General features: G+C 46.2%; 17 protein-coding genes. 13 read left to right on the forward strand and 4 right to left on the reverse strand.

The window, feature by feature from the left end; translation table 11 throughout:
• Nucleotides 1-300: 300 nt before the first annotated feature.
• Entirely contained in the window at nucleotides 301-2,895 is a 2,595-nt protein-coding gene (locus tag E5S67_RS25965) for a WD40 domain-containing protein (RefSeq protein ID WP_172191446.1), read from the reverse strand.
• Nucleotides 2,896-2,931: 36 nt separating this feature from the next.
• The gene (locus tag E5S67_RS25970) at nucleotides 2,932-5,190 is read right to left on the reverse strand and encodes an AAA-like domain-containing protein (RefSeq protein ID WP_172191448.1); all 2,259 of its coding nucleotides are present in this window, start codon (nucleotides 5,188-5,190) and stop codon (nucleotides 2,932-2,934) included.
• A gap of 628 nt (nucleotides 5,191-5,818) precedes the next feature.
• On the opposite strand from E5S67_RS25970, the gene fbp reads away from it, so the two are divergent.
• From fbp to E5S67_RS26030, 12 genes are all read left to right on the forward strand, one after another.
• Complete coding sequence (gene fbp, locus E5S67_RS25975) at nucleotides 5,819-6,892, forward strand: class 1 fructose-bisphosphatase (RefSeq protein WP_172191475.1); 1,074 nt, start codon at nucleotides 5,819-5,821, stop codon at nucleotides 6,890-6,892.
• 236 nt (nucleotides 6,893-7,128) lie between these two features.
• On the forward strand, nucleotides 7,129-8,283 hold the full coding sequence (gene tal / locus E5S67_RS25980) for a transaldolase (RefSeq protein WP_172191450.1): 1,155 nt from the start codon (nucleotides 7,129-7,131) through the stop codon (nucleotides 8,281-8,283).
• A 261-nt stretch (nucleotides 8,284-8,544) separates the two neighbouring features.
• Nucleotides 8,545-10,074, forward strand: a complete 1,530-nt coding sequence (gene zwf / locus E5S67_RS25985; protein WP_172191452.1) for a glucose-6-phosphate dehydrogenase — start codon at nucleotides 8,545-8,547, stop codon at nucleotides 10,072-10,074.
• A gap of 157 nt (nucleotides 10,075-10,231) precedes the next feature.
• Complete coding sequence (gene opcA / locus E5S67_RS25990) at nucleotides 10,232-11,596, forward strand: glucose-6-phosphate dehydrogenase assembly protein OpcA (RefSeq protein WP_172191454.1); 1,365 nt, start codon at nucleotides 10,232-10,234, stop codon at nucleotides 11,594-11,596.
• A gap of 257 nt (nucleotides 11,597-11,853) precedes the next feature.
• A complete protein-coding gene (locus E5S67_RS25995) occupies nucleotides 11,854-13,383 on the forward strand; it encodes a cobyrinic acid a,c-diamide synthase CobB (protein ID WP_172191456.1) in 1,530 nt (509 codons plus the stop codon).
• A 251-nt stretch (nucleotides 13,384-13,634) separates the two neighbouring features.
• Nucleotides 13,635-14,126, forward strand: a complete 492-nt coding sequence (locus E5S67_RS26000; RefSeq protein ID WP_172191458.1) for an ureidoglycolate lyase — start codon at nucleotides 13,635-13,637, stop codon at nucleotides 14,124-14,126.
• Nucleotides 14,127-14,328: 202 nt separating this feature from the next.
• Nucleotides 14,329-15,594, forward strand: a complete 1,266-nt coding sequence (gene codA, locus E5S67_RS26005) for a cytosine deaminase (protein WP_172191460.1) — start codon at nucleotides 14,329-14,331, stop codon at nucleotides 15,592-15,594.
• A 26-nt stretch (nucleotides 15,595-15,620) separates the two neighbouring features.
• On the forward strand, nucleotides 15,621-15,929 hold the full coding sequence (locus tag E5S67_RS26010; RefSeq protein ID WP_172191462.1) for a hypothetical protein: 309 nt from the start codon (nucleotides 15,621-15,623) through the stop codon (nucleotides 15,927-15,929).
• A gap of 11 nt (nucleotides 15,930-15,940) precedes the next feature.
• Entirely contained in the window at nucleotides 15,941-16,393 is a 453-nt protein-coding gene (locus tag E5S67_RS26015; RefSeq protein ID WP_172191464.1) for a hypothetical protein, read from the forward strand.
• A 168-nt stretch (nucleotides 16,394-16,561) separates the two neighbouring features.
• Nucleotides 16,562-17,053 carry a KGK domain-containing protein gene (locus E5S67_RS26020; protein WP_172191466.1) on the forward strand — a complete coding sequence of 164 codons (492 nt, stop codon included), beginning with the start codon at nucleotides 16,562-16,564 and terminating at the stop codon, nucleotides 17,051-17,053.
• A gap of 120 nt (nucleotides 17,054-17,173) precedes the next feature.
• Nucleotides 17,174-17,350 (forward strand): DUF4089 domain-containing protein, encoded by a 177-nt coding sequence (locus E5S67_RS26025; protein ID WP_172191468.1) that lies wholly within the window; start codon nucleotides 17,174-17,176, stop codon nucleotides 17,348-17,350.
• Between the two features lie 24 nt (nucleotides 17,351-17,374).
• Complete coding sequence (locus tag E5S67_RS26030; RefSeq protein WP_172191470.1) at nucleotides 17,375-18,838, forward strand: AtzE family amidohydrolase; 1,464 nt, start codon at nucleotides 17,375-17,377, stop codon at nucleotides 18,836-18,838.
• Nucleotides 18,839-18,849: 11 nt separating this feature from the next.
• On the opposite strand, the gene rpsU is transcribed toward E5S67_RS26030, so the two are convergent.
• Both rpsU and prfB read right to left on the reverse strand, forming a co-directional pair.
• A complete protein-coding gene (rpsU, locus tag E5S67_RS26035; protein ID WP_006632476.1) occupies nucleotides 18,850-19,044 on the reverse strand; it encodes a 30S ribosomal protein S21 in 195 nt (64 codons plus the stop codon).
• 172 nt (nucleotides 19,045-19,216) lie between these two features.
• Nucleotides 19,217-20,351 (reverse strand): peptide chain release factor 2 gene (gene prfB, locus E5S67_RS26040; RefSeq protein WP_172191472.1). Its coding sequence is split into 2 segments (ribosomal slippage): nucleotides 19,217-20,278 and nucleotides 20,280-20,351, totalling 1,134 coding nucleotides; the frame shifts between segments, so codons are not numbered across the junction.
• A gap of 204 nt (nucleotides 20,352-20,555) precedes the next feature.
• On the opposite strand from prfB, the gene E5S67_RS26045 reads away from it, so the two are divergent.
• The gene (locus E5S67_RS26045; RefSeq protein ID WP_172191473.1) at nucleotides 20,556-21,281 is read left to right on the forward strand and encodes a Uma2 family endonuclease; all 726 of its coding nucleotides are present in this window, start codon (nucleotides 20,556-20,558) and stop codon (nucleotides 21,279-21,281) included.
• The last annotated feature ends 177 nt before the right edge of the window (nucleotides 21,282-21,458 follow it).

Here is a 21,458-nt window from a genome sequence, read left to right on the forward strand (position 1 = left end):
ATACAAAAAAAACTTATCTTTAACCGAGCTTGAATATATCGATCACTCTTGTTATTGATTTGCGATCGATTATTCAGCAAGCCCTAATTATTCCACTTCTGGACGCAGAACATCTACATAACCGGCTTTTGTAGGGGCAAAAGTAACAGCACTATACCGCATCAGAACCATCAATCATCAATTAACCGCAGGAATGATTGAAATCGGTTCCCCTGCTTGATGTTTATCGCCAGGATTACAACAAATTCGCAAAGTTCGCGTTCTTCTGCCGGAACCACAGCCGCATTTTTTGCCTAAATCCTATTTGATTGACTCTTGGTTGAGGTAATCAGCACACATCTGTTTATCTTCTTCTGTCACTTTCGGGTTGGTTCTAAGATAATCGCTAATCCAATTGCAACCTAATGCCATTAGTTTATCGCAATCCCAAACCCACAGTTTGATGCTGTTGTCACTGCTTCCAGAAGCCAATGTCTGGCCATCGGGACTAAAGGCGACGCTCAAAACCGAATTGCTATGCCCGGTGAGGGTAGCGATGGGTTTTTGGCTTTCGAGGTGCCACAGTTTGATGGTGCTGTCACCGCTTCCAGAAGCCAATGTCAAGCCATCGGGACTAAAGGCGACACTATAGACCTGATTGCTATGCCCGGTGAGGGTACTGACCTCTGTTTGGCTTTTCAGGTGCCACAGTTTGATGGTGCTGTCAAAGCTTGCAGAAGCCAATGTCTTGCCAATGCCTGACCGCAGGCTAGCGCCAACGGGACTAAAGGCGACGCTCAAAACAGAATTGCTATGCCCGATGAGGGTAGTGATGGGTTTTTGGCTTTCCAGATGCCACAGTTTGATGGTGTGGTCACTGCTTGCAGAAGCCAATGTCTTGCCATCGGGACTAAAGGCGACGCTCAAGACCTTATTGCTATGCCCGGTTAGGGTAGCGATGGGTTTTTGGCTTTCGAGGTGCCACAGTTTGATGGTGTTGTCACCGCTTGCACAAGCCAATGCCTTGCCATCGGGACTAAAGGCGACGCTATAGACCTGATTGCTATGCCCGGTTAGGGTTGTGACCTGTGTTTGGGTTTCCAGATGCCACAGTTTGATGGTGTGGTCATAGCTTGCAGAAGCCAATATCTTGCCATCGGGACTAAAGGCGATGCTTCTGACAGAATTGCTATGCCCGGTGAGGGTAGCAATGGGTTTTTGGCTTTGCAGGTTCCACAGTTTGATTGTCTTGTCACTGCTTGCAGAAGCCAAAGTTTTTCCATCTGGACTAAAGGCGACGCTAATGACCACATTGCTATGCTCTTCCAAACTATTGCGCTCTTTTACTGCGGACACTGCTTGTTGCAGCGCAGCGATCACTCGTCCTCTAATATGTTTTGTCGTCTCGGATGAAGAATCTAGTTGTTTGAATGCTTGCCCTGCCTTTAATGCTTCCAAAAGTGCTGGGAATGTCTGTCCTGAACGAAATGATTCATTAGAAAAAGCAGTTTCCTGGATGACATTTGCTAAATGCTGGGCTTGAGTGACTTTATACGTGGCCAATTCCTGTGCTTGAATTAGCGTCTGATTCGCTTGAGTCAAAATTTGATTCGCTTGTTTTTGTGCTTCTAACTCTCGTTCAACTTCCTGTTGTTGGACTTCCCGACTGGCATTTAAAAACTGATAATCCAAATCGCTCAAACTTTTATCGGCTGCCCAAGTTTGAGCATCTTGCAACGCTTGACCCCGCAACAGTCGCGATTCATCTTGGCAATCAGAATCTATCCAAGCTTTAAAACTTTCGCTGTAAGGGCGGAGCTCCGCTAATTGTTTTTCCACCCAATTGAGGTTAAAAACCGATTGATAAATCCGGTTATAAACTTTAAGTTTGCCAGACTGCTTAACCACCAACCCGGTTAATCGGAGTTCCATTTGTTCGGGAGTATCATCAGTCGCTATCTCATTTTGTTGCAAAATTTGCTGATATAGTCCCAATAACCGACTTGCCCGTTGTTCGCTGCGTAAAATGCGATCGCGAATTGTCTTTAAATGCTCTGGCTCATCCTGTCCTTCCCAATACTCAATCACCTTTTCTCGAACTAGATTTCCTACCCATTCAGCGGGAGTTTGCCTGAAGGCAGAGTTGGCACTATCGAGCAGCAATTTACAAACTTTTTGCGTTAAAAACGGCTGTCCTCCTGTCCAATCTAACACCGCTTCTAACAATGCTTGCGAGTTTTCTGCTTGACTCTCTAACCCAACTGCCAAAGGTTGGGCTTCTGCTAATTGAAACCCCGTTAACTCTATCCCTCGACCAATATTAAACGGAGTACGTCGCTTGTCTTGAATTAAATCTGAGGGAGTTGCCACCCCTAACATCGTAAATGTTAATCGACGATAGTCGGGTTTATCGGCTCGATTATTATAGCAATCACGAATCACGGCAAAAAAATCTTCTATCTTAAACTTTAAGCTGATTAAGCTGTCCGATTCATCGACAAAAATCACTATATTTGCTGAGAGATTCTTGAGTAATACTTCTTCAATAAATTTACTAAATCGTTTAACATTCGATAGTAATCTATTCTGCTCCCACCATTCATCTAAATCAAAAACGTCATACAAATTTAATCTGCTGACGATGCTATCGATCACACCTGCATACCACTCTTCTGGCGTAATATCTGAGGTGCCAATTTCTGTGATATCAATGCTACTACAGGCGATTCCCTCTGCTTGTAACCGCTGCATTGTCCGCACTCGCAGGGATGATTTTCCCATTTGTCGGGAATTAAGAACATAGCAGAATTCTCCGGCTTTTAAAGCTTGATAAAGTTCTTCATCCGCCTTTCGAGTGACATAACTTGGGGCGTTGGCAGGAAGGCTCCCTCCAACTTGATATTGATAATCCTTCATAAGTCATTGTTAATTTATAGGTAGAAAATCAGATAATCAAGGAATCAATTTGTACAGCCGTACAGGTTCAGGAATTCCCTTTAACTGTTGCAGACCTAAGTCAATTACATTTAAATCTGAGTGAGTTTTAACAACTTGATAAACTGTTTCAGAAATACAGATTCCTCCTGGCTCTGCTTTCCCTTCTAAACGAGCAGCTAAATTTACACCAGCCCCTCTGATATCATTTTTAAAAATGAAGATTTCCCCCAAGTGAATACCAATGCGGTGTTGGAGGACATGATTCGGAGGTAAGGTTGTAGCAGCTTCGGCAAAATTTCGTTGTATTTCTAGCGCACAGGCGACTGCTTTTACGGCACTTTCTGCAAAGCAAATTAATAAACCATCGCCCATTTCTTTAAGGACTTTGCCTTGATATTTATCGCAGATGCCTCGGATGATGCTGAAATCTCGATTCACTAATTCTAGTGTCTGCTTTTGGTTGGCAACTGATAAAGCGGTGGAATTAACAACATCCGAGAACATAATAGCTGCTAAATGACTCTCTATTGGTGGCACAGCAGGTATATTTGCTGGAGGAGAGGCTAGGCGATGGCGAAAATATTGACGGTACAAACCACACAATGGCATTACAGCATTTCCCTGAAATTTGATCAAGCCCATGCTTCGCAATTTAAAAGCCTTTCCAGTATTAATTTCTACAGGTTGTTCGCTGTTAATCACTTGTCTAATTGTTGCTGCTAGTTCTGCATCTGTTTCCAAGTTAACTAAATGCCGTCGTAAATGATCGTAGTAAGGGCCTTCTTCAGTAGGAGCGACTTTTAGCAAGCTATCTAAGGTAATTCTCCCCCTGGCAACTTGGTAGAGAGCAACTCGAACTAAATAAGGATGACCGCCCACCATTTCCATCAGGTCACAAATCTCTTGATGTGACCAATTTAATTGGTGTCGATTCACTAAATTTGTTACCTGTATCTGATTTAGTTCAGGTAAATCTATGGGCAATCCCACGTTAAATGGCGACTGATTAATATTGAGAGGAATATAAACTTCTTGAGAGTGAGAAATGACTAACCTCAGCTTTTTCCAAATTTCCTCATTTTTGCCCCGCTCGTGCCAAGCTCGTAATAATCCAAAGAAGTCGGTGGCTATTTCGGAATGCTGAAAAATCCGATCGACTTCATCTAACCCTAAAACAAGAGGCCGATCGCTGTCAGATAGTAGATAGCGTTGGAAATACTTCGTGCTTTTATTTTTACTGCCGAGAACGCCTTTCCAATATTCTCCTAACCTATCTTCTAAATTTAATTCATTGGTAATCTCACCACAAAACCACTGCAACAAATCATCAAGATGGGTGAGAAAACTGCCATCAGCCCATTGAAAGTTTAAATACGCTGTTTGATATCCCTGTTCCTTGGCGCGGTATAAAATTCGCTGCACTAAGGAAGTTTTTCCCATTTGCCGGGGGGCTTTGACTCGGATTAAAGCTCCGGGTTTTACAATAGTTTGGTAGCAGTCCGATTCGATGGGAGGTCGATCTATATATAGGGGTGAATCCAAACTTACAGAACCTTCTGGGTTATCTAAATTGAGAAGAGAAACGGGAGGTGCGGCGATCGATCGCACATTATTTTCCACCGCAGGCGACGACTCCTCAACGATATCGCTAACAGAAGCAGCGCGCGATCGCTCTGCTGCATCCAACTCCGAAAAATCCGACTTCTTCTTTAATACCGGAGTAAGTTCTTCGGGAATATCAGCCATGCTGATGCTAACGCAACCCAACTTATAGGCACGTTCGATCGACTCCCCCGCCGCCAAGGTATCGTAAAAACCCACAGCAAATTCTCGTGCGGCCTGATCTCCCACCGCTTGGTTCATGCCGATAACGTATGGAATGTGACGTGCGATCGCCTCAGCTTGCACTTCTGAATAGCAAGCGTTGAGTATTACGCACTCCACGTACTCCTTAAACGCCTCAAACAAAGCTGCCAAAGCTTTGGTATTTACAAGCTTAATTTGTCCCGCCTCATCTTCCAATGCTAAACCGCCTTCTCCTACACCATGCCCAGAGAAATGCACAATCTCTGGTTTATAATCTAATATGGCTCGCTGCATTTCTCTAGGTGTCACCGCCCACTGTTGCTCCAGTTGAAACTTGTCGTCCTTTTTAGAGCGTTGCAACCCCTCTGCAATTTCCTTCGCCTCTTTCTGTAAGTCCACAGGGGTGGTATTTTTGGGGTTGGCTGCCAAAAACAGGATAATTTTTTTATGTTCAGAAGGAATACTCATCAATCGAACCTTCACGCTTAGGAGATACAGGAGCCTAACGACACTACCCCTGTGACGGCGACATATTTCTTGCCTTTACGCTATTTAACCACAAACATCTTTATTTTTGTTGTCAGTAAACTGACAGAAACGATTGCCCTGACTCAAGCATAACCAATCGAAAAGGCGATCGCTACTCTCAACTAATCTTTTAGCTACGTATTCAAGAAGTGCGATCGGCTTCCCCTTTTGCAGTCGTATTTTAATAAATATCGAGATTCTTTGCCCCTAGAGAAGCAATTCCTCCTGCTACATCTTTAGAAATCTTTTTGATAATTAAGCAAGCAACAATCTTCCTTCTTTTTTCTTCCTTATTCCTTCTGCTCTTCCTCTACGTCAAGAGCGGTTTATTAAAAAATTTAGTAATTTTAAAGACAATGCCCGACTAAATAGTCGATCGAACGCCTCACTCTTTGATAACACTTTCGATGGAGATCTAAAATTCACCTAAAGTTTAGCCCCCTTTGGCAAAACCCTTCCTAAGATAGAAGTTAGGGGTCGATCGGTCTAAAAGCCGATTCAGGGGCAAGTGTCAAGGACTCCATCGAACCCAAATCCAGAGCAGCAAGACAGGGAGGACATCAAAATCATGGTAAACGCGCCGACAGGGGAAACCCGCCTGGGCCCGACCGATCAGGTGCAAGCCTTAGACCGCGATTGCACAACCCTATCTCGTCACGTACTCCAGCAACTCCACAGCTTTTCAGCAGATGCTCAGGATCTCAGCGCCCTGATGAATCGCATCGGACTAGCTGCCAAGCTGATCGCTAGGCGACTCAGCAGAGCCGGATTAATGGCAGATGCTTTGGGGTTTACAGGGGCTGTGAATGTGCAGGGAGAATCCGTCAAAAAGATGGATATCTATGCCAATGAAGTGTTTATCTCGGTATTCCAGCAAAGCGGACTTGTCTGCCGCTTGGCTTCGGAGGAAATGGAAAAACCCTACTACATTCCCGAAAACTGTCCGATCGGACGCTACAGTCTGCTCTACGACCCCATAGACGGTTCTTCCAATCTTGACATCAATCTCAATGTCGGCTCCATATTCAGCATCCGCAAGCAAGAGGGAGACGATGCAGATGGCTCTGCTTCCGACTTGCTGCAACACGGACACAAACAAATCGCGGCCGGCTACGTGCTCTACGGCCCTAGTACCATGCTGGTTTATTCGATCGGTCAGGGTGTTCATTCCTTTACCCTCGATCCCAGTTTGGGCGAGTTTATTCTAGCTAACGAAAACATTAAGGTTCCCGATCGCGGCCCGATTTACAGCGTTAATGAAGGCAACTTCTGGCAGTGGGAGGAATCTTTGAGAGATTACATTCGCTACGTACACCGCAGCGAAGGCTACACCGCCCGGTACGGCGGGGCTTTGGTGGGAGATTTCCACCGGATTTTATTCCAGGGAGGCGTGTTTTTGTACCCCGGAACGGTCAAACAACCGGAGGGCAAATTGCGTTTGCTCTACGAATCGGCTCCTTTGGCGTTTTTGATGGAGCAAGCCGGCGGGCGCGCCAGTACGGGCATTCAAGACATCTTAGACGTTGTGCCGACCAAACTGCACGAGCGATCGCCTTTGATTGTCGGCAGTAAAGAAAATGTAGCGATGGTCGAGTCTTTTATTCAAGATCGAGCGCGCAATCCTAGAACAGTCCAAGAGTGAAGGAAGAGGGAAGTTCGGTAACGGATGTAACGGATGTAACGGATGTCAGGAACAAGGAAGTTCGGCAACGGATTATGTAACTAATGTAACGGATGTCAGGAAGAAGGAAGAGGGTTTTAACTTATAACTTTCGACTCCCAATTACCAATTCCCTATTGCCAATTCCCCATTACCAATTTTCAATTTTCAATTTTCAAGTCCCAATTAACAGCTATCAAATTGTAGGAGTTACAGTAATGACAGCAACGCCAACTAATCACCTGTTAGAAATCAAAGAAATTGGCCAAAGTATCTGGATGGACAATTTGACTCGCGATCTGATCCAGTCCGGCGAACTCAAAAAGATGATTGAAAGTAGGGGACTGCGCGGGATTACATCTAATCCGGCTATTTTTGAGAAAGCGATCGCGGGTAATGTGATTTACGACGCGGATATCGAAGCGGGCATCCGGGCGGGTAAATCTGTAATGGAGATTTACGAATCTCTGGTATTTGAAGATATCCGCAACGCTTGCGACATCTTCGCCCCAGTTTACGCAGAGTCGAATGGTTTGGACGGTTACATCAGTATCGAAGTGCCACCGACGATCGCCAACGATACAGAAAGCACGATTAGCGAAGCCTTGCGCTATTATCATGCGATCGGCAAAGAAAACGTGATGATTAAGATTCCGGGAACCGCTCAAGGTTTGCCTGCAGTCGAGCGAGTCATCAGCGAAGGGATTAACGTTAACGTGACTTTGCTGTTCTCGGTTGACAGCTACGTCGAAACCTTCTGGGCTTACATTCGCGGTTTGGAAGCGCGGGCGGCTAAAGGTTTGGATGTGAGCAATACTGCTTCTGTTGCCAGTTTCTTCTTGAGCCGGATCGACATCAATATCGATGGCAAGATTGACGAGAAACTCAAAAATGTCACAGATATTTCCACAAAAGCTAAACTGGAAGCAGTGAAGGGGAAAATTGCGATCGCCAATGCGAAGGTAGCTTACCAGAAGTATAAAGAGATCGTAGCGAGCGATCGCTGGCAAGCTTTAGCAGCCAAAGGAGCGAAAGTGCAGCGATTGCTGTGGGCTTCCACCAGCACCAAAAACCCCAACTACAGCGATGTCATGTACGTAGATGAACTAATCGGCCCCGACACCGTTAATACTTTGCCTCCGAACACTGTTGAAGCTTGTTTCGACCACTGCGATGTCGCACCCCGGATTGAGAACAACGTTGCAGAAGCTTACACGCTGATCGAAAGTCTCAAAGATCCCGACATCGACATCAACTTGGACAAAGTGATGGCAGACTTGCTCCTCGACGGGATTGAGAAATTCGTCAATCCGTTCCAATCCCTGATAGATTCCTTGCAAGAGAAAGTCCAGAAGTTGTCACCCGTCGCTTAGGGAGATATCTGTATCCTGAAAGGCAGAAGCATTTAGGAGTCGGAATAGATAATTGTTTTGCTTCCTAAATGCTGAGTTTTAAATCCTCTCTAAGAATTTTGAGATTAATGGGTTTCAAAGTTCCTAGAGAGCAAAATCATCTGCCTCCTCTAGCAGTATGAAGAAGCGATTAACTCTCTCACCCAGCAACTAGCAGAAATGACCGCAAACTATCATGGTGTCTTGGCAGGGTTAACAGCACTAGAACAAGGAAAATAAATAATGGTAACGCTACTTGAAAATCCACTGCGGGTCGGTTTGCGAAAAGAACGGGTGCCGGAACCGCAAATTCTGGTGATCTTCGGAGCTTCTGGGGATCTCACCCAGCGCAAACTGGTACCTGCAATTTATCAGATGAAGCGCGATCGGCGCTTGCCACCGGAAACTACCGTGGTGGGAGTAGCCCGCCGCCCTTGGAGTCACGATTACTTCCGAGAGCAAATGCGCGAAGGCATTGAAGAATTTGGCGGCGGCATTGGCAGTGAAGAATTATGGAAAGATTTCGCTCAAGGTTTGTACTACTGTCCGGGCGACATTGATAACCCCGAAAGCTATGAAAAACTCAAAGCTTTCTTAGCGGAAATCGACGAAGAAAGGAAAACTCGCGGCAATCACATATTTTATCTATCAGTTTCCCCGAACTTTTTCCCAGAAGCAATTAGGCAACTAGGCGCTGCTCAAATGCTAGTTGACCCAGCAAAACACCGCTTGGTAATTGAAAAACCCTTCGGCCGCGACTTGAGTTCAGCAAAAGCTCTCAACCGAGTCGTGCAGCAGGTTTGCCAAGAAAAGCAAGTTTACCGGATCGACCACTATTTGGGTAAAGAAACTGTTCAGAATTTAATGGTGTTCCGGTTTGCTAACGCGATTTTTGAACCGCTGTGGAATCGGCAATTTGTCGATCACGTACAAATTACAGTTGCAGAAACAGTAGGCGTAGAAGACAGGGCGGGTTACTACGAATCCTCTGGGGCGTTGCGGGATATGCTGCAAAACCACTTGATGCAGATTTTCTGTCTGACGGCGATGGAACCGCCGAACTCGCTCGACGCTGACAGCATCCGCACCGAAAAGATGAAAGTTCTGCAAGCAACTCGCTTGGCAGATTTGAATAACTTGGAGTTCTCAGCGATTCGCGGTCAATATTCCGCAGGTTGGATGAAGGGCAAACCCGTGCCAGGATATCACGATGAACCGGGGGTTGCTGCCAATTCGACAACGCCGACTTTTGTGGCCATGAAGTTTACAATCGACAATTGGCGCTGGCAGGGAGTGCCTTTTTACCTGCGAACCGGCAAACGGTTGCCGAAAAAAGTCAGCGAAATTGCGATTCAGTTTCGTGAAGTGCCTCTGATGATTTTTCAGTCGGCGGCGCAACAAACTACCCCTAACGTTTTGACCATGCGCGTGCATCCCAACGAGGGGATTTCGCTGAGGTTTGAGGCGAAAATGCCGGGGCCGGATTTGCGGACTCGGACGGTGGATATGGATTTCAGTTACGGTTCTTCCTTTGGGGTGACATCTTCGGATGCTTACGATCGACTGTTAATTGACTGTATGCTGGGCGACCAAACTTTGTTTACCCGTTCTGATGAAGTGGAAGAAGCTTGGCGGGTGGTAACGCCGGCGCTAATGGCTTGGGAATCGTCCAACGAACAGGAGTTGGTTCCTCAATACGAAGCGGGTACTTGGGAACCGGCGGAAGCAGAACTGCTAATTAACAGAGACGGCCGCAAGTGGCGCAGACTTTAAAAGTCAGTCGATTTTAGATTTTAGATTTTAGATTTTAGATTTACTGCACAGATGAATCTGAGAGCTTAAACTAGGGTCTAAAATTTTGGGATCTCCAGGGCTACTGAACTAATGACCAATCACTGATGACTAAAAACTGACAAAGGAGAAAAAACCGATGACGATGACACCGATTAAAGCTCCGCCTCTGGTTTCGCTGCAAAATCCTAAAGATGTGTCGCTCGACCAAATAGAGGCCGAATTGAGTCAAATTTGGGAAAGTTACAGAGAATCAGGGTCAAAGGGCGATGTTTCGATCGCTAGTAGGGCAACAACTTTTACTTTTATAGTCTACGAACCCGAAGAAACTCAGCGGTTATTAGCGGATCTGGGCTTTTACGACGGGCCGGTGGACGGTATTACCGGGCCGATGACGGCATCTAGCATCAGGGCGGCTCAAAAAGCTTACGGGCTGCCGAGAACTGGCAAACCTAACGCTGAATTGCTGGCGACTTTGCGGGAAGAAGTGGCTCGCAAAAATTCAAAAGGCGAGGAGATGGGATCCAGTGGTTTGGGTTCCGGGGGCTCGGGCGTGGCTGACGCGATCGTGGCTGCCAATCCGTGCCGGATTATTGCTCTGTGCCCGACGGCGGGGGAAGATACGGGCGTACAGGCTCAAGTGGCTGCTTATTGTCCGGTTCACCAGCGCACCACTGGCAATCTGATCTGCTGCGAGTACATTACGCTGCGGGGTACGGAAGCTGCTTTGGAACGGGTGAGCGGCATCGTGACGGCGCTGACGATCGCCAATTTGCCGACGCTGCTGTGGTGGAAAGCGAATCCTGATGCCGATCGAGGTTTGTTCCAGCGGCTGGCGGCAATTAGCAGTTCTGTGATTGTTGACTCTAGCAGCTTTGCTGAGTGTGAAGCGGAATTGCTGTTGATGCAAAGTCTGATGGAAGACGGAATTCCGATCGCGGATCTCAATTGGCGCCGGCTGGCCGCGTGGCAAGAGTTGGCTGCTGAAGCTTTTGACGCCCCGGAACGCCGCGCTGCGATTCGGGAAATCGATCGGGTGACGATCGATTACGAACAGGACAATTCTACGCAAGCGCTGATGTATTTGGGTTGGCTGGCGAGCCGGCTTCAGTGGCGTCCTGTTGCTTTCAAACAGGAAGAGGGCGATTACCAAATCAAGCGAATTAAATTCGCGGGGCCGGACGAACGGTTTGTAGAAGCGGAGTTGGCTGCTATTCCTACTGCTGATACGGGCGATGTCCCGGGCGATTTGATTGCTCTGCGCTTGAGTTCTACGAACGAAAAAGCTGACTGCGGTACAGTTCTGTGTTCGGAAGTGGGCGGCTGTATGCGGATGGAAACGAAGGGCGGCGCTCAAACCGATCGGTTTAACCAGGTGAGTCCTCTGTTCGATCAGGTGACGGAACAGTTGCTGGGCCAGCACTTGCAGAGTTGGGGCCGAGATGTGCTTTACGAAGAAAGTTTGGCAGTGACGGCTCAAATACTGAAGTTAGCTAAGCGGTAAAAAGAAGGAAGAAGGAAGAAGGAAGAAGGAAGAAGGAAGAAGGAAGAAGGATTGAGTTAATATTCAGTAGGGCAGGCAATGTCTGCCCTACTTTTTTAGGAGTTATGAGTTTTGAGTTTTGAATTAATAATTTTGTTCTTTGACTCAAAACTCTAAATTACTTCCAAAAAGCCACAAAATTACCACTATTCTTCTCATTCTTCCTTCGCGTCTTCGCGGTTAGTTAAATATGTATTTTTTGTAAATAATTTAGAACTATGGCTTTAGTAATTGCTGGCGAACGCAGCGGTGCGGGAAAGACTACTGTAACGATCGCCCTTTTAGCTTATTTAATCCGCCGCGGCTGGAAAGTTCAATCTTTTAAGGTTGGTCCAGATTACATTGACCCGATGTTTCATGCTTTTGTTACTGGTCGCCCCTGTCGGAATTTAGACCCGGTATTAACGTCTGAATCTTATGTGAAAAAGTGTTTTTCTCATCATATTCAAAATGTCGATTATGCCTTAGTTGAAGGGGTAATGGGACTATTTGATGGAGTGAGTCGAAAAAATCAGGAATTACGAAGCCACGACAGGGATTTTGACACGGATACACGGATTAATTATCGAAAAGAAGAAGGCAATTATGATTTTTCCTTTGCTTCTACGGCTCATGTAGCTTATTTGCTGAATTTGCCGGTATTGTTTGTGATAGATTGCAGCAGGCTCTCTGGTTCTGTGGCTGCGATCGCCCACGGTTTTCGTTCTTTTAACCCTCACCTTAAATTCGCTGGTTTGGTGCTAAATCGGGTGGCGAGCGATCGACATTTGGAGTTGCTTCAAGATGCTCTAAAACCGCTCAATTTACCTGTTTTGGGGGTTTTGCGTAGGGATGAGGCTGTTACTATTCCCGATCGACATTTGGGCCTGATTCCTGCTGAGGAGTTGCCGAATCTTCATGCTGCGATCGATAAACTCGCTGATTTGGCTGCTGTTAGTTTTGACTGGGAGCAACTTTTGCCTTTGTTGGCTGCAACTCGAAATGGGGGGGGTGAGGGGTCAGAGCAACTTTTGGATAGGCACAGTCTCCCTTCACGCATTGAAGCTCAAAAAGATGATGTTGTCAACTCTTTAGGAAAACAATTTGGAGTGAGGATTGCAGTTGCGCGCGATCGGGCTTTTAATTTTTACTATCAGGACAATCTTGATTTGTTGGAAGAGTTGGGTGCGGAGTTAGTATTTTGGAGCCCGCTTGATGACTCGGTTTTTCCTGACAATGTGCAAGGCTTATATTTTGGTGGTGGTTTTCCCGAAGTGTTTGCTCAAAAATTGAGCGGTAATGTTTTAATTCGGGATGCGGTAAGAAGTGCTATTTTTTCGGGAATGCCGACTTATGCGGAGTGCGGCGGTTTGATGTATTTGTGTGATTCTATTGTAGACTTCGATGGCAATTCTTGGCCAGGGGTGAGAGTGTTGGAAACTGCTGCTGCGATGGGAAAGCGTTTGACGCTGGGATACCGAGAAGCTGTGGCGGTGAGGGATAGTTCGGTGTTAACTGCTCTCGATCGGGTTTGGGGACATGAGTTTCATCGATCGCATTTAACTGTGGAACCGAGTAATCCAGTTTATCACAGTTGGAGGTATGGGAAACGGGGGGAAGTTGAGGCGGTTGCTGAAGGTTGGGGAGTTTGTCAGGTGCACGCTTCTTATTTGCATTTGCACTGGGGTGCTCGACCTGATATTCCGGCTCGTTTTTTGCAGCAGTGTGCTGATTTTGATTGTAAGGGTGTTTTGGGCGATCGGACTTAAATAATATTTTTTTAACGAACCGCGAAGACGCGTTCGGCGAAGCCGTTCCCGAAGGGTAGGTCGCTAAGGAAGAGAAGGAAGAGGAAGGGCATGATGGGTTATGTCTGTAGCGATTTGGAAGTAAATCAATTAAGTTTTTTGTGGAACAACTCGAAAAGCCTATTCCTGGCTGTTTCCAGAGTATAAATCCAGTGGTCTTACTATTTATATTAGAATATTTATGACGGATCGAGCTAGGGATGTTGGGATTTATGAGCGAATCAATTTCGACTAAGCAATTGTTGGCACAATGGGTGACACCGGAGAATTTTCGGAGTTACGGTCAAGTTATTTTTGCGGCTGTGGACGGCAAGTTTTTCGATGCTGACGATGCTCAGTTAAACTTGCAAAATGGGATTCCTAGATTTTACATTATGCGGCTGCACCAGAAAGGTCGCAAATTTCGTCAAATTACGAGGCACGTTCAATGTACTCAGTGTTTGGGTTCTTTGGATGGGAAGGATTGGTTGATGGCGGTTGCGCCTCCTGGGGATAGCTATAAACCGAGTTTAGAGGATATGGCTGCTTTTCGGATTCCGGGCAATTGTTTTATTAAGTTAGATGTGGGAACTTGGCACGCTGGGCCGTATTTTGATGCGGATTTTGTTGATTTTTACAATTTGGAATTGAGCGATACTAATTTAGTTGACCATTTTAGCTTTGATTTGGTAAAAAATTACAACTTGGAGTTTGATATTGTCTGATATTGGCGATTTTAAGTTGCGCTTTCTGCTTGGTGAGTATGGTTGTAGGTTTGTGGTTTGAGTAATATTTTTTAACCGCAGAGGGCGCAGAGGAGGAGAAAGAGGGGGTTCGCAAGTGATTGGAGAAGTCTTTTGGTCTTACTAGGCTGAATCGCAACGAGAAAGGATAAAGTTTACCAGTGTTAAAATAAGTGCAATTGTCATGCCTGAGCAAAAGTATAGCATTGTTCTGCGCGAATGTCGTTTGTTAGGTTCTGGCGATCGCCCAACGGTAGATATTGCTATTGAGAATGAGAAAATAGTTGCCGTTTCGCCGCACATCTCAGAACTTGGCAAACGCGAAATCGACCTTCAAGGCAAATTAGTTAGTCCTCCTTTTGTGGAGTCGCACATTCATCTCGATTCGGCTTTGACTGCGGGGGAACCGCGATGGAATCAAAGCGGCACTTTGTTCGAGGGAATTCAAATCTGGGGGGAACGAAAGCAAAGTTTAACTCTGGATGATGTCAAAAAACGGGCTGTTGAAACTTTAAGGCTGCAAGCATCTCAAGGGATTTTGTTTGTCAGGAGTCACGCTGATGTTAGCGAACCGACGCTGACTGCTTTGCAAGGACTTTTGGAAGTTCGAGAACAAGTCAAAGATTGGATGACTCTGCAAGTTGTGGCTTTTCCCCAAGACGGGATTTACGGAAGTCCAGAAAATGACCAACTTTTAGAGAAATCTCTCGATATGGGTGCGGATGCTGTGGGCGGGATTCCGCATTATGAGTTGACGCGAGAAGATGGGGTGATGTCAGTTGAGCGGATATTTGAACTTGCTGAAAAATACAATAGATTAATAGATGTTCACTGCGATGAAATCGATGATGAACAGTCGAGATTTTTGGAAGTTGTAGCTGCTTGTGCTATTAGAAGCGGGGCTGGTTCGCGGGTGACGGCAAGCCACACGACGGCCTTCGGTTCTTATAACAATGCTTATGCCTTTAAGCTGATGGGAAGTTTGGCAAAATCGGGAATTAATTTCATCGCGAATCCTTTAATTAATATCACCCTGCAAGGCCGCGCGGATACTTATCCCAAACGCCGTGGGGTGACGCGAGTTAAGGAGTTGTGGCAGCAGGGATTGAATGTGAGTTTTGGTCACGACTGCGTGCAAGATCCTTGGTATAGTTTAGGTACGGGAAATATGTTGGATGTCGCTCATATGGCGGTTCATGTTTGTCAGATGACGGGAATAGCTGAGATTGCAGCTTGTTTTAATATGGTGACTGTCAACGGTGCTAAAACTCTCAATCTGGGAGATGAGAATTATGGGATAAATGCGGGGAAACCTGCAAATTTGATTGTGTTGGATGCTGAGGATTGTTATGATGCAATTAGGAGGCGCGCTGCGGTTCGGTATGTGATTTCGCGGGGTAAGTTGCTGGCGGAAACTGCACCTGCTAAGATGAGTTTTTATGGTATTTGACAAACAATATTTGAAGCTGTTAAATTGTGAATCAAGGTGCTATTCCCGATGAGAGTCCGAGAAATTTGCCGGAGCAACTGCTACTGCAAGATGCTAAGGCTGGTAATTGTAGAGCAATTCAGGGCGGGCCTGACGATATACTAGGGGATGTTTCCAGACTGGTTGCCCTCTATGGAGGTAATCCCGAAGACTGGTACAAAATAACTAGCATTCAGGCTTTTGTAATTAATGGGGCTTCCGTACAAGTGCACTGGTTTGAAAATGCAAAAATTTTGCAACAAGTTGAATTAAAGTTTAAACGACAATATCCTAAAATAGCACCTAAGAATTTATAGGTAGACAAGTTATGATTGTTCGCTGTATTGCTAATAGTGGGGAATTTCTACCGGAAAATTATATCGATCCGGCAAGAGGTTATACTAAAAAGGTTGAATTGCCTTTGACAGTTGGCAAGGAATATGTTGTTTATGCAATCCGATCGTGGCAGGGAATAGTTTGGTACTATATTTGTGATGATAATTACAGCTATTACCCCATACAGACTCCGGCACCGCTGTTTGAAGTAGTTGATAACCGAGTTTCTAAGTATTGGCAGTTTATGCTTGACCCGAATGGGGTGTTAAGGTTTGCTTTTGAGCAGTGGTTTACTGACCCTTGTTTTTATGATAAGCTGACGGATCAGGAAGAGGCGGAGGTTGAGGTTTTTGAGAAGGTTAAGGAATTGATGGATGCTGAGGATTTTACTTTGCCTCCGCTGGATGTTGCCGTTGAAAAGTTGCGGGAAACAGTCAGTGTTTGAGCTAAAGACAAACATCGAAGCGGGCTGAGTTTATGAAATCAGCTAAACAAGCAGACATAAAAAAGGTTAAGATAGTTGTATTCCTAGGGTGGACACTCCCACGGGAACATTTGTAACTCCTGCTTCTACACGTATGATATTTAAAAATACATGACAGAATAAAAATTTATGAATGATAAATTTCAACCACTAGACCGCGATGATGATGTTTTGTTGTTCGAGAACAATAATACATTTACAGTGGGCAAATTCAAGGTTTTAATGAGTCAACAATTTCAGGAAAAGTTTTTAAGAAGTTATCACGAAAAACCTAGTTATAAGGGTGGTCTTTCTCAAGAACGTACTGATATTAAATCTGACTTAAGCACTATCTCATTTGATTCTGGAGGTTTTATATGCAGTGAGATTCAATGGAAATGTATAAAAGCAGTAAATTGTAAACTTCTCAAAGTGGGTTCTGGAGGATGGCAGGAAGGAAAATTGAGAATGCAGGCAAAAGTCGTAAATTCATATTACGAAAACGATGATTATAAAAAGTATAATAAAGCTGTTCTTGATATATGTATAGAATTCAGTCTCGATATACCAAATGGACCTATATCACCTTTAGATGATATCAGACAATCTGAGGAATACAAAAAACTGAGCAATAATAACTGACGGCCCGATCGCGCTTACAATACAATAATCGATCGCACTTATATCTGGATATTAGATTTTAAACCGCAGATGGGGGCGGATGTACGCGGATGAACGCTGATGTTTTTTTGGGAGGGACTCATGGTAAATGTAGAAGATTATGTCGATCGCACCGCTGAACTGATAAACTTACCGTTAGAGCCGGAACATCGGCCCGGTGTTGTGGTAAACTTCGAGAGGATAGCTGCGATCGCCCGACTCGTTACTGAGTTTCCTTTACCCCCAGAAGTAGAAGTCGCGCCGGTGTTTGAACCTTAGATTTTTAACCGCAGATGAGGGCAGATGAACGCGGATGAACGCAGATGTTTTTTAGAGACGGCTGATGCGGTTGCTACGGCAGCGGCTGTTAAATGTGGTAAGGTTACGGCTACAGAGGCGGTAAGTGCTGCTTTGGAACGGATTGCTGTTAAGGATAAAGCTTTTAATTGCTTTACTGCAATCACTGCATCAAGCGCACTCGCAGCAGCCGAAAATATAGATAATTCGATCGCAAATAACCAAGACCCAGGCCCTTTAGCAGGCGTTCCCTTCGCTGTCAAAAATCTGTTCGATATCGCCGGAATTACTACTCTAGCTGGGTCAAAAATCAACGCTGGCAATCCTCCGGCTACCCAGGAGGCGGCTGTGGTCGCTAGACTCAGACAAGCCGGGGCTGTGCTCGTGGGTACGCTCAACATGGATGAGTACGCCTACGGTTTTGTCACTGAAAACAGCCACTACGGCCCGACTCACAATCCCCGCGATACTGCGCGCATCGCTGGCGGTTCCAGCGGCGGTTCCGCAGCAGCAGTCGCCGCCGGTTTTGTACCCGTCACTCTCGGTTCTGATACTAATGGTTCCATCCGCGTACCGGCTGCTTTGTGCGGTGTCTTTGGGTTTAAGCCTACTTACGGCCGTTTGTCCAGGGCTGGCGCTTTTTTATTTTCGAGTAGTTTGGATTGTGTGGGGCCGTTTGGGCGATCGATCAGAGATATGGCGCTGCTGTATGATGTCCTGCAAGGCCCTGATTCTCGTGACCCAGTTTGCACTCAACGCCCGCCAGAACTTTGTTCGCCGCAGTTAAATCAAGGCATCGAAGGATTGCGAATTGCAGTTGCTGAGGGGTATTTCGCCACAGGGGCCGAACCGGAAGCAATGGAGGCTGTAGAAATAGTGGCTAAAGCCTTGACAAATATCTTGGCTTGTGGTAACAGCACAGAAAAAACAACAAACCCCCCAAAAATAGGGGGGCTTGCGACTGTCACCATACCGGAATCCGATCGCGCCCGGGCTGCGGCATTTATCATTACCGCTTGCGAGGGGGGAAACTTGCATTTAGACAATTTGCGATCGCGCCCTCAAGACTTCGATCCGGCGACGCGCGATCGCTTTTTAGCGGGAACCCTGATCCCTGCGACTTGGTACTTGCAAGCCCAGAGATTCAGACAGTGGTACCGCGATCGAATTCGCGAAATATTCCAACAAACAGACATCATCCTCGCACCCGCAACCCCGATAGCTGCCCCTGAAATTGGCGTCGAGAAAATGGTAATAGCCGGACAAGAAATCTTAGTGCGTCCCAATCTCGGACTGTTCACCCAACCCCTATCATTTATTGGCTTGCCCGTTCTTTGCGTGCCCGTACAGCGGCCCGGCGCTTTGCCCTTGGGGGTACAAATTATTGGTGCTCCCTACAGCGAAGCGGTGATTCTCCGAGTCGCTGCGGTACTAGAATCGCAAGGCATTATATCTGCCGAATCAATTTAGTGCTAATAATTCTAGGGTTTGTTGTTGCGGTGGAAGCGTCTCTTAGTCCTTCTGGCAATAGCTTTGCGCTTCTGCTTTTCCAACGGGGTTTCAAAGTGGCGGTGCTTTCTCATATCGGGGAAAATACCCGCTTTGGAAACTTGTCGCTTAAACCGTCGTAGGGCTGACTCAATCCCTTCATTTTCGCCTATTACAACTTGGGTCATTATTTCTCCTTTTGTTCGTTAGATCAAGTTTTATCATATCAAGGTTTTTGACCGCGCGACCTGTTGAAGGTCTGGCGATCGACCAAAACCCCAAAATTATACCAAATCCGCTGCCATTACCGCTCTTGATTCTTTTGTCCGCGTAGAAGGACTTTGTATGTGAAGACGCCAATTATATTCGCGCGGTTGCATCGGTTTGGGCTACCAACTGATTTTCCTGCCGCAGGTAAGCTTGGATAAACTGGTCTAATTCGCCGTTCATCACATCTTCGATGGCCGTTGTTTCCACTCCAGTACGCAAATCCTTGACCATTTGGTATGGGTGAAAAACATAATTGCGAATTTGGTTGCCCCAAGCTGCCTCTACCATGTCGCCGCGAATCTCGGCAATTTCCGAAGCCCGCTGTTCCTTAGCAACCACCAACAGCCTAGCCTTGAGTAATGCCAAAGCTTTTTCCTTATTTTGCAACTGACTGCGTTCTTCTGTGCAGCGGACGGCCAAACCGGTAGGAAGGTGAACGATGCGGACTGCGGTTTCTACCTTGTTAACATTTTGCCCGCCCTTGCCGCCCGCGCGGGAAGTCGTGATTTCCAAATCCTTTTCGGGAATGTCCAACTTGACGGATCGATCGAGAATTGGCATCACTTCGACGCCTGCAAAACTGGTTTGACGCTTGTCGTTAGCATTAAAAGGCGAAATTCTGACCAAGCGGTGAGTGCCTTTTTCCGATCGCATATAACCGTAAGCGTAGCGGCCGACAATTTCCAAAGAAGCCGATTTAACACCTGCTTCCTCTCCCTCGGAAATTTCCATTAAATGTACTTTGTAACCTTGACTTTCCCCCCAGCGGGTGTACATCCGCAGCAGCATTTCGGCCCAATCTTGAGCATCTGTGCCGCCGGCCCCGGCGTTAATCGTCAAAACGGCGCCGCCTTCATCGTAGGGCCCCGATAGTAATTGTTGCAGTTCCCACTGGTCGAGTTCGCGGGTTAACTGAGAAAGACTCGATGAGGCTTCTTGGAACAGGGACTCGTCGGCTTCTAACTCCAGCAGTTCTAAAATAGCTTTAGCATCTTCCAAGCTAGTTTGCCAGCCGCGATATTGGTCTAAATGAGATTTTAAGTCATTAAGTTCTTGGAGGGTTTCTTGAGCTCGATCTTGGTCGTCCCAAAATGCTGGTTGGGCGCAGATTTGCTCTAAGTCTTGAATTTTGGCTGTGAGTGCGGGGATGTCAAAGATAGTCCTGGGTTGCACCCAGTCGATCGGACAAAGTTTCGATATTGTGTTTGATGTCTAGAACTTCCACTGTGAGTTCTCCTAGTTGTGGGCTGTATTTTTAAGTTTAGCTGAAATTGGGATATTTCAACAAACAAAATGTTATTGCTTCTTCCTGATTAGATATAGTGCGAACCCGTTGAATTAAAAACTTTACCGCATTAAAAATTCAAAATTCAAAAAAAGTTGCTATAGTCTAAAATCAGGTTAACGATCTCGAAGGGAGTTAACTGCCATGATTTCCCCAGAACTAAAATTAAGCTTGCCGTCCACCGAAGACCTGCCCTGTTCGGACGATACGCCTGTGGATAACGAAGACCAGAATCTGCTACCCAACCTATTGTTGTTTGTCCTGACCAGCATTTGGTTTGATCGCATGGATTGGTACTTTGGGGTGGATATGGCGGTGTATCACACCACAGGAATCAGTCCCAAAGTGCCTGTCGTCCCCGACGGGTTTCTCAGTTTGGGGGTGGAGCGCCGAAAAAGGGGCAAATCTCGCCGCAGCTATGCTGTCTGGGAAGAAAACGAGGTTGTGCCGATCTTAGCATTGGAAATGGTGTCTCACAAACCCGGTGGAGAGTACGACGAGAAAATGTCGATTTATGCCGGGTTAGGGGTTTTGTACTACATTATTTACAACCCGGAATTTTGGCGGCGCGATCGGCATCAACCGTTTGAAGTGTACAAGCTGATTGACGGGCAGTATCTGCAGCAGATTGGCGAACCCTATTGGATGCCAGAAGTGAAACTGGGCCTAGGGCGATCCCAGCAAGTTATTGGGGGCATCGAGCAAGAAATTCTGGTTTGGTACGACGAGTCTGGAAATGTCTATCCCCTGCCGGATGCAGGAATGCAGCAGATGCGGGAGCAGTTGAGGGTAGAACGACAGCGAGCCGATCGCCTAGCTGAGTATTTGCGATCGCAAGGGATCGATCCTGATAACCTGCCTGAATCGTGACATGAAATTCGATCGGCTTCACCGCATTCTTTCTTGTGACAACTGTCAACTGTCAACTGCCTTCTTATATATACTGCGAACCTGTTGAACTGGAGTTTAGACTAAAAGCGATATGAGAGAACGCAAATCAAATGGAATTAGAGATTAAAAATATTATCTTTTCAGCCTCAAAGCATC

The organism is Microcoleus asticus IPMA8 (assembly GCF_013179805.1).
In the GTDB taxonomy this organism is placed as follows: domain Bacteria; phylum Cyanobacteriota; class Cyanobacteriia; order Cyanobacteriales; family Microcoleaceae; genus Microcoleus; species Microcoleus asticus.